Source organism: Streptomyces pseudovenezuelae (assembly GCF_001513955.1).
GTDB classification, from domain to species: domain Bacteria; phylum Actinomycetota; class Actinomycetes; order Streptomycetales; family Streptomycetaceae; genus Streptomyces; species Streptomyces pseudovenezuelae.
Map to the genome: position 1 here is coordinate 795,001 of NZ_KQ948149.1, position 16,992 is coordinate 811,992.

A 16,992-nucleotide genomic window follows, 5' to 3' on the forward strand; every position below is an offset into this window, starting at 1 on the left:
CGACGACACTGTTCGAGTCGCCCTCTTCTCGAACACCCCTGGAGCCACCGCTTTGCAGGCTGCCGTCACCGTTTCGCCCTCCCGCATACCCGATCTCCTCCTCGGCCTCGCCACCGTCAGGCCCGTCTTCGTCTGGGGTGCCCCCGGCATCGGCAAGTCGTCCCTCGTCAGGGCGTTCGCCGCGTCGCTGGGGCTGGAGTGCGTGAGCCTGATCGGTACGCAGCTCGCCCCCGAGGACCTGATCGGGGTGCCGCAGATCCGCGACGGGCGGTCGGTGTTCTGCCCGCCGCGGTCCATCGCCCGTGACGAGCCGTACTGTCTGTTCCTGGACGAGCTGAACGCGGCCACACCGGATGTGCAGAAGGCGTTCTACTCGCTGATCCTGGACCGCCGCATCGGTGACTACGAACTCCCCGAGGGCTCCATCGTCATCGGTGCCGGCAACCGGGCCACCGACAACGCCCTCGCCCGGCCCATCGCCTCCGCCCTCGTCAACCGCCTCACGCACGTCCATCTGGAGGCGTCCGCGAAGGACTGGCTGGTGTGGGCCGCGGAGAACGGCATCCACCCCTGGATCCTCGACCACCTCACCGACCGGCCCGACCACCTGTGGTCCAAGCCGCCGAAGACCGAGGAGCCCTTCTCCACGCCCCGCTCCTGGCACATGCTCTCCGACGCGCTGCACTCCTTCGGCCTCGACCTCGACGAGGAGACCCTGAAAGTCCTCGCGCACGGCACGCTGACCCCCCGGCACGCGACCGCGTTCTGCGGTTACGTCAAGATCGTGCGCAGCCGGTTCGGCATCGAGGCGATCATCAAGGGCGACGCCCGCTGGCCGAACCGCCTGGAGGACCGCGACCTGCTCTACTACCTCGCCGAGTCCTTCCGCGGCCGACTGGTCAAGGAACTCCCGGTCAGCAAGGAGCACATGTCGGCGAACGGCCGCCAGACCGCGTACCGCGCCAAGTCGCTGCTGGTCCAGCTCGCCGAGATCTCCGTCGAGGTGGCCCAGACCGTCATCGCCTCCGACGCCGACGGCAACCCGGTTCTGCCCTCCTGGTTCCTCGTCGAGGCGGCCCGGGACATGCCCCGTCTGGTGGAGGCGCGGCGGTGAGCCGCAGCCCCGCGAAGAAGAAGCGGGACCTCGCGGGCGAGGCGTTCGCCGAGGGGATGCGGCTGATGCGGGTCAACCCGGCCCTCGCGGCCGTCGAGTTCGACGTCTGCCGCCGCGAGGAGTGCCGGTTCGCCCCCCGGGACGGGCTGGTGGTCGTCGACTCCGACGGAGACGTCCACGCCCACCCCGACCGCCTCGCCGAACCCGCCGCCTGGGCCTGGGCCCTCGCCCACGCCGTCCTGCACCTCGGCTTCGGACACGTTCCGGCGGTGCAGGGCGAACGCACCCAGCCCGACCGCTTCGACCTCGCCGCCCGCTGTGTCGTCGTCAACCGCTTCCTGCTCGGCTTCACGGTCGGCAGGACCCCCGAGCACCTGCCCGCCTCCTACCCCGACGGCGACGAGGAGCAGCTCGCCGCCCGCTGGCGCCGGGACGGCATCCCCGCCGTCTACGAGCACTGCGGCACCGCGGGCCCCGAGCCCGACCAGCTGCTGCTCCGGTGGGCGGGCTGGTCCCAGCCGCCCGACTGGCAGCTGGCGTTCGCCACCGCCCTGACCCGGACCGTGTCGGCGGCGATGGACATGGCGGGCGGCCGGCGCGACTCCCTCGACGGCGAGGCGCCCACGCTGCGCCCCTGGCAACAGGCCCTGAGCTGGTTCATCTCCTCGTACCCGCTGCTCGGCGGCATCGCGGCCGGCATCAAACTGGTCGCCGACGTCGAACTCGCCCGTGCCCACGGCATCGCGATCGCCGCCGTCAACCCCGAGGCCGCCGAGATCTACATCAACCCCCTGCGCCGCTTCGACGACGAGGAATGGCGGTTCGTCCTCGCCCACGAGATGCTGCACGCCGCCCTGCGCCACGGTGACCGCTGCGGCACCCGCGACCCCTACCTCTTCAACGTCGCCTGCGACTACGTCATCAACGGCTGGCTGAACGAGATGCGGATCGGCACCATGCCCGAGGGCCTGCTGCACGACCCCGAGCTCACCGGCCTCTCCTCCGAGGAGGTCTACGACCGCGTCGCCGGCGACCTGCGCCGCATGCGCCGGCTGGCCACGCTGCGCGGCAAGGGCGCCGGCGACATCCTCGGCGGCCCGCTCGGCTCGCCCCGCGACTACGTCGACCTCGACGAGTTCTACCGCCGTGGCCTCGCCCAGGGCCTCGACCTGCACCAGCGGCAGGAGCGCGGCTTCCTGCCCGGCGCCCTGGTCGAGGAGATCCGCGCGCTCAGCCATCCGCCGCTGCCCTGGGACGCGCAACTCGCCCGCTGGTTCGACGAGTTCGTGCCCAGCCCACAGGCCGCGCGGTCCTACGCCCGTCCCTCGCGCCGCCAGTCCTCCACCCCCGACATCCCGCGCGCCGGCCGGTACTTCCCGCCCGAGGAGATCGCCCGCTGCACCTTCGGCGTGGTCCTGGACACCTCCGGCTCGATGAGCCGCACCCTGCTCGGCAAGGCACTCGGCGCGATCGCCTCGTACGCCGGCGCCCGGGACGTACCCGCCGCCCGGGTGGTGTTCTGCGACGCGGCCCCGCACGACGCCGGCTACCTGCCCGTGACCGAGATCGCCGAGCGGGTCCGGGTGCACGGCCGTGGCGGCACCGTCCTGCAGCCCGGCATCGACCTCCTGCACCGCGCCGACGACTTTCCCGCGAGCGCGCCCGTGCTGGTGATCACCGACGGCTGGTGCGATGTGCTGCGCGTCCGCCGCGAGCACGCCTATCTGATCCCGCAGGGGGCCAGGCTGCCGTTCACCGCACGGGGGCCGGTCTTCCGCGTGAGCTGAGCCGTAGTGTGATCGGATGGTTCCCGCACACCCCCGTCAGCGGGACCACACGAAAGGACTGACCGTGGCTACCACGCGCTCCGCACACACCGTCTGGGAAGGCAACCTCCTCGAGGGGAGCGGTGTCGTCAACTTCGACTCCTCCGGTGCCATCGAGGCACAGCCGGTCACGTGGGCCTCGCGCTCCCAGGACGCCAACGGCAAGACCAGCCCCGAGGAGCTGATCGCCGCCGCGCACTCCAGCTGCTTCTCGATGGCGCTGTCGCACGCCCTGAACGGCGCGGGCACCCCGCCCACCAAGCTCGTCACCTCGGCCGACGTCTCCTTCCAGCCGGGTGAGGGCATCACCGGCATCCACCTCACCGTCGAGGGCACCGTGCCGGGCCTCGACGAGGACGGCTTCCTCGCCGCCGCCACCGACGCCAAGGCCAACTGCCCCGTCAGCCAGGCCCTGAAGGCCGTACCGATCACGCTGGACGCGAAGCTCGCCTGAGCCGAGGCACCGGGCCGCGCAGACCGCTCGTCCGGAGCGGTCTGCGCGCTGCCCGACTCGGGCGCGACGTCCAGGGTGGGGAAGGGACGCGATGATTACGGGAACAACGGCAGGCGGCACGGCGGAACTCGACTCCGGGACCCGTCAACTCACCCGCGTCCTGGTGCTGTTCAGCCTCAGCGGCAGGCTGGACCCGCGCGGGCCCTCGCTCGGCAGCCTGGTCGACCGGTTCGACTTCGGACGCTTCGCCCTGCATCTGAAGTCCAGCGGGGCGGTGCTTCCCGTGCCGGTGCTCGTGCAGGACGTGACACCCGGGGAGCTGGGGCTGCCCCACGGCCACCGCGGACTCGCCCTGGCGTCCGCCGAGTTGGCCGTGCTCGTCACCCCGCGCGGTGACATCACCCTGATCCTGGACTGCGCGTTCGCCGGCCGGACAGCCCCCGACGCCCTGGCCGCGTGGCTCGCCGACACCTGCTTCGACCGGGACCTGATCACCCTCGGCGACCGGCCGCTGCTCGATGTGCTGAGCCGTCGGCTCGCGGCCCGCGAACCCCTCGCCTTCGGCCAGAACGTCCACCAACTCGTCTTCCCCGGCGGGGAGCTGCGCGAAGAGCTGCTCGGTGTCGACGCGGCCCGGCAGTCGGTCGTGCTCAACCAGATCGTGTACCGCGGCCGGACGGCCACGTCGGAGCCGCCCCACCTGAGGGCGCACGGCGCCACGCTCTCCGCGCACGGCCGCGGGGTCTCCGTCCACGTCGGCTGGGCCGAGCACGTGGAGAACGGCCTGATCCTGGTCGCCATCGGCATGGTCTCCGCGCTCGCGGTGCTCCAGCGCACCCGGCTGGCCGCGTTCGAGACCATGCGGGCCAACGAACAGGCCTCGGCGAGTTCGCCGTACGAGATCCGCTCGCTGATCTCCCAGCTGTCCGCGGGCGTCAACGAGCTCCAGCTGGACCTGGCCTTCGGGGTGGAGGCGTACGTCGACAGTCTGCTGATCCCGGAGATGGTCATGGAGGCCTTCCAGTCCTCCCTGCGGGACGCGCTCGGCATCCGCGAGAGCCTGGACAACTCGGCCCGCATGGTCGAGCGGCTGACCTCGGTGATCAGCGCCCGCTCGGCGGCCCTGGACGCGGAGCTCTCGGAGCGCGACGACCGCCGGGACCGTACGGTGTCGGTGCTCGTCGCGGTCGCCACCCTGATCGCCCTGCCGCCGACCCTGCTGCTCGCGTTCTTCGGCGCCAACGCCACGACCGTGAACCCGCACCGTTCCGTCTTCGACGCGCGGTACCTCCCGGCGTACCTGCTGGCCTGGGTGCCCTTCCTCGTGCTCGCCGTGATCGGTTACGTCCGGATCATCCGCACCGGCAGGCGCTCCGGCCCCCTGCTGACCCCGGCCGCCCCGGTCCCCGCCCAGCGCCCACCGTCCGGAGGCTGACCGCCCTATGTCCCGACGCCCCGCCGTCTCCGCCCACCGCGGCGGGTCCGAGCGTGCCGCCGGCGCGACCTGGGAGGCCTACGAGGACGCGCTGCGGTCCGGGGCGGAGTACGTCGAGTTCGACATCCGGCGTACGGCGGACGGGGTCCTCGTCGTCCACCACGACGCCCGGGTGGGGCCGGACGGGCCGCCGCTGGCCGGCATCCCGTACGCCGAGCTCAGCGAGCGTGCCGGACATCCCGTGCCGGTCGTCGACGACGTCATGTCCCTGATCGCGGGGCGGATGGTGGGCCACCTGGACCTGAAGGAGACCGGCTACGAGCGTGAGCTGATCGACCGGGCGGTCACCCTGCTCGGTGCGGACGGCTTCGTCGCCACCACCCTGGAGGACCGTTCCGTCGCGGCCGTCACGCGGGCCTTCCCGAAGGTGCGCACCGCGCTGTCGCTGGGGCGGGACGGCAGGGAGATCGCCAGCTCCCGGCTGGCCGGGGTCCGCCTCAGCGAGCTCCTGCCGATGCGCCGGGTGCGCGCCTGCGGCGCGAGCGGAGTGGCCGTGCACCACCGGCTGGCCCGCGCCAACGTGCTGCGCGAGGCGTCCCGCCACGATTTGTTCACCATGGTCTGGACGGTCAACGAGGACACCCTGATGCGTACCCTCCTCGACCACCCCCGGGTGGACGTCCTGATCACCGACCGGCCGCGACGGGCCGTAGCGCTGCGCGGGGAACCGCACGAGGTGCGTTCGCCGGGGTACTCGTCCCACTGAGCAGGCCCCCCGCACCATTGACAAGAGCGCACTCAAGTTTTGTGCTGGAGTGCGGGAAGGCTCCCAGGCGGAACTCCGTGGCGACACTCCTGGCGGAAGGGGACAGCGATGGGACGTGCGGTCGGGATCGATCTCGGCACCACGAACTCGGTGGTGGCCGTACTGGAGGGCGGTGAACCCACGGTGGTCGCCAACGCGGAGGGGGCCAGGACCACACCGTCGGTCGTGGCCTTCGCCAAGAACGGCGAGGTGCTGGTGGGCGAGGTCGCCAAGCGGCAGGCCGTGACCAACGTCGAGCGCACCGCGCGCTCCGTGAAACGGCACATGGGCGACGGGAGCTGGCGCTTCCCGGACCAGGGTGAGATCGACGGCACCCGGTACCGGGCGCAGGAGCTGTCGGCGAGGGTCCTGCAGAAGCTGAAGCGGGACGCCGAGTCCTATCTCGGCGAGGACGTCACCGACGCCGTCATCACGGTGCCCGCCTACTTCGACGACACCCAGCGCCAGGCCACCAAGGAGGCCGGGGAGATCGCCGGCCTCAAGGTGCTCAGGATCATCAACGAGCCCACGGCGGCGGCCCTGGCGTACGGCCTCGACCGGGGCGAGGAGCAGACGGTCCTGGTCTTCGACCTCGGCGGCGGCACCTTCGACGTGTCCCTGCTGGAGATCGGCGACGGGGTCATCGAGGTCAAGGCGACCAACGGCGACACGCATCTGGGCGGCGACGACTGGGACCACCGGATCGTGGAGCACCTGGTCAAGCGCTTCAAGGGGCAGTACGGCGTGGACCTCGGCAACGACAAGATGGCCCTGCAGCGGCTGCGCGAGGGGGCCGAGAAGGCGAAGATCGAGCTGTCGTCGTCCTCCGAGACCACGATCAACCTGCCCTACATCACCGCCTCCGCCGAGGGCCCCCTGCACCTCGACGAGAAGCTGACCCGCGCGCAGTTCCAGGAGCTCACCGCGGATCTGCTCGACCGCTGCAAGACGCCCTTCCACCAGGCCGTCAAGGACGCGAACATCAAGCTCTCCGCGGTCGACCACGTGATCCTCGTCGGCGGCTCGACGCGGATGCCCGCGGTGACCGACCTGGTCAAGGAGCTCACGGGCAAGGACCCGCACAAGGGCGTCAACCCCGACGAGGTCGTGGCGGTCGGGGCGGCGCTCCAGGCGGGTGTCATCCGCGGCGACGTGAAGGACGTGCTGCTCCTCGACGTCACCCCGCTGTCCCTGGGGATCGAGACCAAGGGCGGCATCATGACGAAGCTCATCGAACGCAACACCACGATCCCCACCCGCCGTTCGGAGATCTTCACGACGGCCACCGACAACCAGCCCTCGGTGGGCATCCAGGTCTACCAGGGCGAACGCGAGATCGCCGCGTACAACAAGAAGCTCGGCGTCTTCGACCTCACGGGCCTGCCGCCGGCTCCGCGCGGGGTCCCCCAGATCGAGGTGGCCTTCGACATCGACGCGAACGGCATCATGCACGTCTCGGCGAAGGACCTGGCGACCGGGCGCGAGCAGAAGATGACGGTCACCGGCGGATCGGCGCTGCCCAAGGACGACATCGACCGCATGATGCGCGAGGCGGAGCAGTACGCCGAGGAGGACCGCAACCGCCGCGAGGCCGCCGAGACCCGCAACCAGGCCGAGCAGCTCGTCTACCAGACCGAGAAGTTCGTGCGCGAGAACGGCGACAAGGTCGCCGCGGACACGAAGACCGAGGTCGAGTCGGCGGTCTCCGAACTGAAGCGGCTCCTGGAGGAGAACGCCGACACCGCCACCCTGCGGGGCGGGGTCGACAAGCTCGCCTCCGTCAGCCAGAAGATGGGCCAGGCGATGTACGCCCAGGCCCAGCAGCAGCCCCCGCAGGACGAGTCGGCCTCCCCACCGCAGGAGGAGGAGGGCGTGGTCGACGCGGAGATCGTGGACGACGACAAGGACCAGAAGGGCGGCGCCGCCTGAGAGACCGTCAGTTCTCCGTCCGCTCCCACCCCCGCCGCTCCGGCCGCGGCCCCGGCTGTCCGGGGTCGCGGCTGCGGTGGATCACGTACGGGCGGAACAGGTACAGCCACGGGAGGGTGGTCATCGGCGCGCCCCCGAGGGAAGCGTGGCGCACACCGCGTCCAGGACCGTCGCGTACGGTGTGCCGAAGGCGGTGAGCCGGGAGCGCAGGTGCTCCAGGGCGTCGCGGTGCTCGGTGAGCAGGCACAGGTCCCCCGTGCGAGCCGCGAACTCCAGCATGGCGGGGAGGAAGTCGGGCAGCTCCTCGCCGGTGAACTCCAGCCCGGCCGCCCGGTAGACCTCCTTGAAGCGGACCGGCGACATCCCGCGCCGCCGGGTGTCCCCGTCCTGCCACCGGCTCAGATACAGACTGTGCCGGTTCTCGGAGTCGAAGACCTGCACGTAGTGCGCCGCCAGTTCCGGCGCGGGCGTCACCGCCGCGTGGTCGACGAACTCCCGCAGCTGCGGGGCGGCTTCGCGCAGCAGCGGCAGCCGCGCGCGGAAGTCGTCGTCGGGATACGTCAGGCAGAGCGCCGCCGCCTGGTACAGCACTGCGTCCGAGGGCATCAAGGCCTCCTCCGCGTCGTCCGTGGTCCGCCGTCTGCGCAGCACGTGGAAGTTCTCCACCGACACCGGCGGCAGCTGCCCGCGCCCCGAGTCCTGCCCGGACGGCCCGTCCCCGCCCATGCCGGGATCCCTCTCGTGACCGAGGCTGCACCGGTCCGTCCGCGGGCCCGCCGGCAGCGGCGCGGGCAGCCGGTGCAGTGCACGCCGTGCGTGGAGTCCACGACCTTGTCGTGGCTCCAGCGGTCCCGGTAGAAGGCGTCCGCCTCGCGCCCGCCGGTCAGCCCGATGCTGTGCAGGTCGGGGGCCGCCCTGCCCGGCCGGAAGAACCGCCCCGCCCGCAGCAGCGCCGCGCCGGGCTCCTTCGGCGGTGTCCGGGTGTCGGTCACGTGCGCTCCCTTGGCTTGCCCGCGGCTCCTTCGAACCTAGGGCGGGGCGCGGGAGCGCACCCGTTCACGGCACCCGTACGGGTCAGACCTTGCGGGCGACCCCCGAGTACACCGGCACGATGCCCTCCGCCTGCGCCGCCACGTCCTCCGGGCCCGGACGCCAGCCCGACACCGGGATCACCCCGGGGCCGAGCAGCTCCAGACCGTCGAAGAAGCGGGAGAACTCGGCGAGCGAGCGCGGGAAGAAGGGGGTGCCGCTGCGGCGGAACTGCTCGGCGGCCTTCGCGATGACCTCGGGGCTCAGATCGGGCGTGACCTGGGAGAGGATCACGAAGCTGCCCGGGGCGAGCTCGTCGACGTACCGCTTGAGCAGCCCGTACGCGTCGTCGCTCAGGTAATGGGTCAGCGCCACCAGGGACAGGGCGATCGGCTCCGAGAAGTCCAGCGTCTCGGCGGCCAGCCGCACAACGGTGTCCGGTTCGCGGACGTCGGCGTGGACGTAGTTCGTGGCGCCCTCGGGAGTGCTGTGCAGCAGGGCCTGCGCGTGCCGGAGGACGATCGGGTCGTTGTCCGCGTACACGACCTTCGACTCCGGGGCGATCTCCTGTGCCACCTGGTGCAGATTGGGCTCGGTGGGGATGCCGGTGCCGATGTCCAGGAACTGGCGGATGCCGGCCTCGGCGGCCGTCCGCACCGCCCGGTGCATGAAACGCCGGTTCGCGCGCGCCCCGCGCACCGCCGCGCCGTCCACGGCGAGGATCCGGCGGGCCAGTTCCTCGTCCACCGGGTAGTTGTCCTTGCCGCCCAGCCACCAGTCGTACACCCGGGCCGGGTGCGGCCGACTGGTGTCGATGGCGGGTATCGCGGCGTCGGATCCGGTCATGCGGTGTCCTCTCCCCTGTGTGTGAGGCCCTGTGGTGGAGACCCTGTGCGTCGTGCTGCCCCGCTCAGAAGTCCTCGCGGCGCTCCCGCAGCAGTTTCTTCGTGCGTTCGGCCGACGCGGCTCGCGCCGACATGTGGTCCAGGACCTCCAGGTGCGTGGCGACCTCCTGACGGGAGTCGAGATACAGCGCACCGGTGAGGTACTCGGTGAAGACCAGGTCGGGCAGCTCCGGCTCGGAGAAGCGGAACAGCGAGAAGGGCGCGTACGTCCCCGGGTGCGGGCCCTCCTCGAACTCGCACACCTGGAGCGTGACACGGTCGCGCTCGGCGAACTCCAGGAGCTTGTCCAGCTGTTCGCGCATCACCTGGGAGCGGATGCTGACCGGGCGGCGCAGCACTGTCTCGTCCATGATCACCCACAGATGGGGCGCGTTCGGGCGCTCCAGCAGTTGCTGCCGGGCCATGCGCAGCGACACATGGCGTTCCAGCGCCCCGGGCCCCGACTGCCCGATCGTCCCGGCCTCCATGACGGCCCGCGCGTAGTCCTCGGTCTGGAGCAGTCCGGGCACGAAGTGCGGCTCGTAGGAGCGGATGATCCCGGCCGCGCCCTCCAGGCTCACATAGAGGCTGAACCACTCGGGCAGCACGTCGTGGAACCGCTGCCACCAGCCCGGTCTGTTGGCCTCCTCGGCCAGCTCGACGAAGGTCTCGACCTGGTCCTCCGGCACCCCGTACGTCTCCAGAAGCACCTGGACATAGGGGATCTTCAGGGCGACCTCGGCCATCTCCATCCGCCGTACGGTCGCGGGGGCCACCCGCAGTGCCTGAGCGGCCTCCTCGCGCTTGAGGCCGGCCGCCTCCCGCAGTTCCTGAAGCCGTCTGCCGAGCACCACCTGGCCCACGGTCGGCGCAGGTCGCCGCTCACTCACGCCACGCCTCCCCTACGCGTCGAAGCTTGCGTGCAGTGTGCCATGTTCCCGTGCCGGTCTCACCGGTCACGACCGCTTCCTTCCTTACCTCCCGGGTAATCGACCGCGGGCCGGGCGCCCGGCATCGTGGTGAGCACGGGTTCCGGGCCGGCGCACTCCGGTCCGGGATCCGCCACCCGCTTCCCCGGCCGGCCCCTTGGGCTCCGGCCTGCTCGCTTCCCACTTCGACGGAGGGTGATCCCGCATGTCCGCGACCCGGCTCGCCGCACTCGCCAGGACCACCGACCCGCACACCATGCTGCGTCGCTTCCTCGCTCTGGACGCGGTGGTGACCGGCGCGAACTGTCTCGTGTATCTCGTCCTGTCCGGGCCGGTCGCCCGGTTCGTGGGCGTCGACTCCGGGCTGCTGCCCGGACTCGGGGCCTTTCTCGTGGCGTACGGTGCCGTCGTGGGCCTGCTCGCCTCGCGCGACCGCCCGCCCGCGCCGGCCGTGCGCGCCGTAGTCGAGGCCAACCTCCTGTGGGCCGCCCTGAGTTGCGCCGCCCTCGGACTGTGGCTGTCACCGAGCACGGCCGGTGCGGTGTGGACCGTGCTCCAGGCGGTCACCGTCCTCGGGTTCGCGCTGCTCCAGTACACGGGACTGAAGGCCCGTCAGGGCAGCAGCGTGTGAAGGTACTTCACCGTCGCGGGGTCGGCCGGGAGGAACGTCTCGATGGCCAGCTCGGCGACGGTGACGTCCATGGGGGTGTTGAAGGTGGACGTGGACGAGACGAACGACAGCGTCCGGCCCTCGTGCTCGATCCGCATCGGCAGCGCGAAGTAGGGGACCGGCTCGGCCGGTCCGTCGTCGGCCCCTTCCGGACCCGGCACCGGATAGGCGGCCACCTCCTCGTACAGCTCCCGCAGCTGTTCCGAGCGGCGCAGGGCGATCTGCCGCCGCATCTGTTCCAGCAGATGGCCGCGCCACTCCCGCAGATTGCGGATGCGCGGGGCGAGCCCCTGCGGGTGCAGGGTCAGCCGCATGGTGTTGAGCGGGGGCCGGAGCAGGGACTCCGGGATGCCGTCGAGGAGCATCATGATCCCCCGGTTCGCGGCCACCACGTGATAGGAGGCGTCGAAGACCAGGGCCGGGTAGGGCTCATAGCCCTGGATCAGCCGCTCGATCCCCTCGCGCACGGCGTCGAGGGCCGGGTCGTCCAGCGGGGTCTCCGGAAAACGCGGGGCGTAACCGGCCGCCAGCAGCAGCGCGTTGCGCTCACGGACCGGTACCTCCAGATGCTCGGCGAGCCTGAGCACCATCTCCTCGCTCGGCCGGGACCGTCCCGTCTCCACGAAGCTGATGTGCCGCGCGCTGGAGTCCGCCCGCAGCGCCAACTCCAGCTGGCTGACCCGCCGTTGCTCCCGCCAGGCACGCAGGAGCGGACCGACGCCCAGGTCGGAGCGGGTGGCGGCACCGGAGGGATCAAGGGTCATGTCTACGACGGTAGCCGAGGAGCGGGCGCGGGAGCGGATGCGGGAGCGGGTCGCCCTGCGGGTGACGCACCCGGCCGCCGGGGACCGTCCCGCCGATGACCTTGCGGGCGTAGGTGTCCTCGCCCGGCCACCGGGAACCCGGCTGACCAGGGCCGCAGCGGCACGGCTGTGGGACGCTGAAGACACCCCGACCCCCCCAGGAAGGAGCGAGGCCATGCCTGTCGAACCCCTGTCGCAGAAGGAGATCGAGGACCGGCTCGCGGAACTGCCGGGCTGGTCCGTCGACGACGGCCGCCTCACCCGCTCGTACCGTCTCGGCGACCACTTCGCCGCGACCGCCCTGGTCGTGCACATCGCCCAGGTCCAGCAGGAGCTGGACCACCACTCCGACCTCACCCTCGGTTACAACACCGTCACGCTGTCCGTGCACACGCACAGCGCGGGCGGCGCCCTCACCGAGAAGGACTTCGAGCTCGCCCGGCGGGTGGAGGCGCTCGCCGCCGGTCACGGAGCCCGGTGAGCCCGTGCTCGACTACGACAAGGAGGCAGACGCCTACGACGCCACCCGCGGCGGCGAGCCCAGGGCCGCCGCGGCCGCGGAGGCGGTGCTCGGCCTGATCCCGGCGGACACCCGGCGCCTCCTCGACGTGGCCTGCGGCACCGGCATCGTCACCCGCAGGCTCGCCGCCGCCCGGCCCGGGACCCGGGTGACGGGCGCCGACCTGACCTACGGCATGGCCCGCACGGCCGCCGTACGGCTGCCCGGAGCGGTGGTGCTGGCCGACAGCCGCGCGCTGCCGTTCCCCGACAGCGTGTTCGACGCCGTCACCAGCGTGTGGCTGCTGCACCTCCTCGACCGGCCCGAGGACGTCCGGGCCGTGGTCGCCGAGTGCGCCCGGGTCCTGAGGCCGGGCGGGGTGTACGTCACCACCGTCGACAAGGCCGCCGCCCACGACGTCGGCAGCGACATCGACGCCGTCCTCGCCCCGCGCCCGCGCCGCCCGGCCCCGGACGCGGCACCGCTCGTCGAGTCCTACGCCGCCGCCCACCTCCTGCACCCGACCGGACGGGCCCGCTTCACGGGCCGCGGTCAGGGCCGCAGTCCCCGGCGCACGGCCGCCGACCTGAGGCGCGGCTGGTTCACCCGGCTGCCGCCCGGCGATCCGCTCACCGAACGGTTCGCCGAGCGGCTGGAACAGCTGCCCGACCAGGAACTCCCGCGCCCCGAACCGGTGTTCAGCGTCCGGGCGTTCCGGAAGGCCGGCTGAAGACCATGGTCCAGTTGGTCACCCAGGTCCGGCCGTCGTCGACGGAGAACGCCTGCTCCCAGTGGGCGCCGGCCGGGGAGACGTCCGCCCACACGAACCGCACCCGCACGTCCTTCCCGTCGTGCGTGTCGTCGCCGTGGAACTCGCCGCGTCCGCCCTCGAACCGGCCGGTCACCGGCGGGAACAGCTTCCCGGTGCGGCTCGCCGCCCAGTTCAGCGACCACAGCCGGGTCTCCGGGTCGAAGAGACGCAGGGTCGCGCCCTGCGCTGCGAGGTACGGCATGTCGATCTCGTCGAGGTTCGCCGCCCCGCCGAACAGCGGCCGGCAACTGCTGGTCGCCCAGAACTCCTCCCAAGGACTCTCCGGATCCAGGAAGTCGGTGCGGCGGCGGTTCGCGACCTCCCACTCGCCGTGGAGGAAGGCGAAGTCGTGCGGGCTGCTCATGAGCGGCCTCCGGTGGTTCCATCGGGCAACGAGTCGGCCAAGTAGGCGGCCAGGTCGGGGACTTCGGGCGTGAGCAGGTGCCGTACCCAGGCGTTCCGCTCGTGCAGGATCGGGGGCAGCTCGAAGACACAGCCGATCCAGGGCAGTTCGGGCCGGACGAAGCGGGTCGGGTCGTCGTCCGGGCAGCCCAGCACCGGCTGGCCGGCCGAGGCACCGCAAAAATGCAGGACGTTGTCCCAGACCCAGCTGTACGCGTTCAGATAGGCACCGTCGTCGTTGCCGCGGTGCAGCACCACGAAGGTCGCGGGCGGAGTGCCGTCCGGCTCCGGCAGCAGCTCCGGGAGGATCTCGTACGCGGCCTTCTCGACGTCCGGCGCGATGCCGGCCGGGTCGGCGGTCACGTGGTAGCGCTTGACGTGCCGCCCGGCGACCTCGATCGGCGGGAGCACGGTGAGGAGTTTCTCGGTGAAGCTCATGGCGGGACGCTAGGCCCCCTTCACTGACATCCCCTGTCAGTGGAGTCTGGGATCCTGGGGACGTGAAGGCCGGCCGTCTCGTCTCGATCCTGCTCCTGCTCCAGACCCGGGGGCGGATGACCGCCGCCCAGCTCGCCGAGGAGCTGGAGGTGTCCGTGCGCACGGTCTACCGGGACGTCGAGGCACTCGGCACGGCCGGGGTCCCGCTCTACGGCGACGCGGGCCACGCCGGCGGCTACCGCCTCCTCGACGGCTACCGCACCCGGCTGACCGGCCTCACCGCGGCCGAGGCCGAGGCGCTGTTCCTGGCCGGAGCCCCGGGGCCCGCCGCAGAGCTGGGCCTCGGCCCGGTGCTCGCCGCGGCCCAGCTGAAGGTGCGGGCCGCACTGCCGGCGGAACTGCGGGGCCACGCGGACCGGATCAGCGGACGCTTCCATCTGGACACGCCCGGGTGGTACGCGGACGGCGAGGAGGCGCCGTATCTGCCGGAGGTGGCGGAGGCGGTATGGAACAGCCGCGTTCTGGATGTCGTGTACCGCCGCTGGCGTGAGCCGACGGACGTCCGGCGCCGTCTGGAGCCGTACGGGCTGGTCTCGAAGGCGGGGCGCTGGTACGTGGTCGCCGGTCCGGGCCCGCGCACCTTCCGCGTCGACCAGATCCTCGAACTCACCACCTTGGAAGAGGAGTTCGCCCGCCCGGAGGACTTCGACCTGGCCGCCTACTGGACGGCGTACCAGCGCGACTTCCACGACCGGCTGTACCGGGGCGAGGCGGTCGTACGCCTGGCTCCGGGGGTGACCCTGCCGAGGGCCGTCCCCGAACGCACGGACTCCCGGGGCTGGACCGTGGCCCGCGTCCCCGTCGAGTCCGTCGAGCACGCGCATGGCGCATTCCTGCGCCTGGGCACCGGCATCGAGGTCCTGCAACCCCCCGAGCTGCGGGAACGGATGGCCCGGACGGTCGCCGAACTGGCCGAAAGATACGGCAACGCGACCTCCGCGAGCGGCGACTGAGGGGCGGAACCCGTCCGTCCCCACTGCTTCGGAGGTTCACCCCGTGCAGCACCCGCACCCGCACGCAAGCCCGCGACCCGGCCCGCACCGCAGACGCCGAGTCCTCCTCTCGGCCACGACCGCCGCCGTGGCCCTCGTGGCGGCCGGCCTGACCGCACTGTCACCCGGTACGGCCGAGGCCGCCACCGCCCGCCAGGTCGAGAAGCTCGACCGGGGCGTCGTCAGCGTGCACACCGGCAGCGGCAACCTGGTCAGCTGGCGCTGGCTCGGCACCGACCCGAACGACGTCTCCTTCAACGTCTACCGCGCCGGCACCAAGGTCAACTCGGCCCCGGTCACCGGCTCCACGAACTGGTTCCACTCCGGCGCGCCCGCCGAGGCCGACTACACGGTCCGCGCGATCGTGGGCGGCGTCGAGCAGGCCGACTCCGTCCACGCGGTCCAACTCCGCGGCGGCTACAAGGACGTGCCCATCAGCCCGCCGGCCGGCGGTACGACCCCGGACGGCGTCGCCTACACCTACGAGGCCAACGACGCGTCCGTGGCCGACCTCGACGGCGACGGGGCGCTGGACTTCGTCCTCAAGTGGCAGCCGACCAACGCCAAGGACAACTCCCAGTCCGGCTACACCGGCAACACGATCCTGGACGGCGTCAAGCTCGACGGCACCCGGCTGTGGCGGATCGACCTGGGCCGCAACATCCGTTCCGGCGCGCACTACACGCAGTTCCAGGCGTACGACTACGACGGCGACGGCAAGGCCGAGGTCGCCATGAAGACGGCGGACGGCACGGTGGACGGCACCGGCGCGGTGATCGGCAGCGCGTCCGCCGACCACCGCAACTCCAGCGGCTATGTCCTGTCCGGCCCCGAGTACCTGACCATGTTCAACGGACAGACCGGCAAGGCGATGCAGAGCGTCGACTACGTCCCGGCGCGGGGCACGGTGTCGTCGTGGGGCGACTCGTACGGCAACCGGGTGGACCGCTTCCTCGCGGGGACGGCGTACCTGGACGGCGCCCGCCCGTCGCTCGTCATGGCCCGCGGCTACTACACCCGCACGGTGATCGCGGCCTGGGACTGGCGGGGCGGCGCCTTCACCCGCCGCTGGACCTTCGACACCAACTCGTCGACCAACAGCGGCAAGGGCTACGACGGCCAGGGCTCGCACAGTCTGTCCGTCGGTGACGTGGACGGTGACGGCAAGGACGAGATCGTCTACGGGGCGATGGCGGTCGACGACAACGGCAACGGGCTGTGGACCACGAAGACGGGCCACGGCGACGCCCAGCACCTCGGCGACCTCGACCCCTCCCACCCGGGCCTGGAGTACTTCAAGGTCTCCGAATCGGCCTCCCAGCCGGCCGAGCTGTACATCAACCCGGCGAACGGCACGGTGAACTGGAAACTGGCCGCGTGCTGCGACAACGGCCGTGGCGTGGCCGGGGACATCTGGGCGGGCAACGACGGCGCCGAGGTCTGGTCCGCCTCCGACTCCTCGATCCGCGACGAGGCCGGTGCCACCAAGGGCCGTGAGCCGTCCTCGGTGAACTTCCTGTCCTGGTGGGACGGCGACACGGTCCGCGAACTCCTCGACGGCACCCACATCGACAAGTACGGCACCTCGTCGGACACCCGCCTGCTGACCGGAGCGTCGGTGCACTCCAACAACGGCACCAAGGCGACCCCGTCGCTGTCCGGCGACATCCTCGGCGACTGGCGCGAGGAGGTCGTCTGGCCGACGTCGGACAACAGGGCCCTGCGGATCTACTCGACCCCGATCGAGACGGCGACGAAGATCACCACCCTGCTCCACGACACGATGTACCGCACCGGCCTGGCCTGGCAGAACACCGCCTACAACCAGCCACCGCACCCGAGCTTCTTCCTCGGCAACGGCATGGCGACGGCACCCCGGCCGACGGTCTACACCCCCTGAAGCGGACACGCT

At 71.7% G+C, this 16,992-nt stretch carries 17 protein-coding genes and 1 pseudogene; 11 read left to right on the forward strand and 7 right to left on the reverse strand.

Features of this window, described 5'->3' with window-relative positions:
- Positions 1-52: 52 nt before the first annotated feature.
- The 6 genes from AQI94_RS27760 to dnaK all read left to right on the forward strand — a co-directional run bounded on the left by AQI94_RS27760 (position 53) and on the right by dnaK (position 7,563).
- On the forward strand, positions 53-1,114 hold the full coding sequence (locus AQI94_RS27760) for an ATP-binding protein (RefSeq protein ID WP_031045734.1): 1,062 nt from the start codon (positions 53-55) through the stop codon (positions 1,112-1,114).
- Positions 1,115-1,170: 56 nt separating this feature from the next.
- Complete coding sequence (locus AQI94_RS27765; protein WP_225890277.1) at positions 1,171-2,901, forward strand: vWA domain-containing protein; 1,731 nt, start codon at positions 1,171-1,173, stop codon at positions 2,899-2,901.
- A gap of 64 nt (positions 2,902-2,965) precedes the next feature.
- Positions 2,966-3,394 (forward strand): OsmC family protein, encoded by a 429-nt coding sequence (locus AQI94_RS27770; protein ID WP_031045731.1) that lies wholly within the window; start codon positions 2,966-2,968, stop codon positions 3,392-3,394.
- Positions 3,395-3,485: 91 nt separating this feature from the next.
- A complete protein-coding gene (locus AQI94_RS27775) occupies positions 3,486-4,829 on the forward strand; it encodes a hypothetical protein (RefSeq protein ID WP_031045728.1) in 1,344 nt (447 codons plus the stop codon).
- A 7-nt stretch (positions 4,830-4,836) separates the two neighbouring features.
- Positions 4,837-5,595 (forward strand): glycerophosphodiester phosphodiesterase family protein, encoded by a 759-nt coding sequence (locus tag AQI94_RS27780; RefSeq protein ID WP_031045726.1) that lies wholly within the window; start codon positions 4,837-4,839, stop codon positions 5,593-5,595.
- Positions 5,596-5,703: 108 nt separating this feature from the next.
- The gene (gene dnaK, locus AQI94_RS27785) at positions 5,704-7,563 is read left to right on the forward strand and encodes a molecular chaperone DnaK (RefSeq protein ID WP_031045723.1); all 1,860 of its coding nucleotides are present in this window, start codon (positions 5,704-5,706) and stop codon (positions 7,561-7,563) included.
- Positions 7,564-7,683: 120 nt separating this feature from the next.
- Here the strand turns inward: dnaK and narJ are convergent, their stop codons facing one another.
- From narJ to AQI94_RS27800, 4 genes and pseudogenes are all read right to left on the reverse strand, one after another.
- Entirely contained in the window at positions 7,684-8,169 is a 486-nt protein-coding gene (narJ, locus tag AQI94_RS27790) for a nitrate reductase molybdenum cofactor assembly chaperone (protein WP_031045720.1), read from the reverse strand.
- A 179-nt stretch (positions 8,170-8,348) separates the two neighbouring features.
- Positions 8,349-8,555, reverse strand: a pseudogene (locus AQI94_RS46415) (hypothetical protein); the annotation flags it as partial.
- Between the two features lie 82 nt (positions 8,556-8,637).
- Positions 8,638-9,438, reverse strand: a complete 801-nt coding sequence (locus AQI94_RS27795) for an SAM-dependent methyltransferase (protein WP_031045718.1) — start codon at positions 9,436-9,438, stop codon at positions 8,638-8,640.
- A 64-nt stretch (positions 9,439-9,502) separates the two neighbouring features.
- Positions 9,503-10,366: a helix-turn-helix domain-containing protein gene (locus tag AQI94_RS27800; protein ID WP_031045716.1), complete on the reverse strand. Its 864-nt coding sequence runs from the start codon at positions 10,364-10,366 to the stop codon at positions 9,503-9,505.
- A gap of 244 nt (positions 10,367-10,610) precedes the next feature.
- Here AQI94_RS27800 and AQI94_RS27805 point away from each other — a divergent pair, with 244 nt between their 5' ends.
- Positions 10,611-11,036: a hypothetical protein gene (locus AQI94_RS27805; protein ID WP_031045708.1), complete on the forward strand. Its 426-nt coding sequence runs from the start codon at positions 10,611-10,613 to the stop codon at positions 11,034-11,036.
- Here AQI94_RS27805 and AQI94_RS27810 read toward each other — a convergent pair.
- Positions 11,018-11,839 (reverse strand): helix-turn-helix domain-containing protein, encoded by an 822-nt coding sequence (locus AQI94_RS27810; RefSeq protein WP_031045705.1) that lies wholly within the window; start codon positions 11,837-11,839, stop codon positions 11,018-11,020. The genes AQI94_RS27805 and AQI94_RS27810 overlap by 19 nt on opposite strands.
- A gap of 214 nt (positions 11,840-12,053) precedes the next feature.
- Here AQI94_RS27810 and AQI94_RS27815 point away from each other — a divergent pair, with 214 nt between their 5' ends.
- Both AQI94_RS27815 and AQI94_RS27820 read left to right on the forward strand, forming a co-directional pair.
- Positions 12,054-12,359 carry a 4a-hydroxytetrahydrobiopterin dehydratase gene (locus AQI94_RS27815; protein WP_031045703.1) on the forward strand — a complete coding sequence of 102 codons (306 nt, stop codon included), beginning with the start codon at positions 12,054-12,056 and terminating at the stop codon, positions 12,357-12,359.
- Between the two features lie 4 nt (positions 12,360-12,363).
- Positions 12,364-13,107, forward strand: a complete 744-nt coding sequence (locus AQI94_RS27820; RefSeq protein ID WP_062229982.1) for a class I SAM-dependent methyltransferase — start codon at positions 12,364-12,366, stop codon at positions 13,105-13,107.
- Here AQI94_RS27820 and AQI94_RS27825 read toward each other — a convergent pair.
- Complete coding sequence (locus tag AQI94_RS27825; protein ID WP_031061822.1) at positions 13,076-13,552, reverse strand: hypothetical protein; 477 nt, start codon at positions 13,550-13,552, stop codon at positions 13,076-13,078. The genes AQI94_RS27820 and AQI94_RS27825 overlap by 32 nt on opposite strands.
- Positions 13,549-14,028: a hypothetical protein gene (locus AQI94_RS27830; RefSeq protein ID WP_031061824.1), complete on the reverse strand. Its 480-nt coding sequence runs from the start codon at positions 14,026-14,028 to the stop codon at positions 13,549-13,551. Before AQI94_RS27830 ends, AQI94_RS27825 begins: the two co-directional genes overlap by 4 nt.
- A 62-nt stretch (positions 14,029-14,090) precedes the next feature.
- Here AQI94_RS27830 and AQI94_RS27835 point away from each other — a divergent pair, with 62 nt between their 5' ends.
- Positions 14,091-15,041 (forward strand): helix-turn-helix transcriptional regulator, encoded by a 951-nt coding sequence (locus AQI94_RS27835; RefSeq protein ID WP_031061827.1) that lies wholly within the window; start codon positions 14,091-14,093, stop codon positions 15,039-15,041.
- Positions 15,042-15,084: 43 nt separating this feature from the next.
- Complete coding sequence (locus AQI94_RS27840) at positions 15,085-16,980, forward strand: rhamnogalacturonan lyase (protein ID WP_062229983.1); 1,896 nt, start codon at positions 15,085-15,087, stop codon at positions 16,978-16,980.
- The last annotated feature ends 12 nt before the right edge of the window (positions 16,981-16,992 follow it).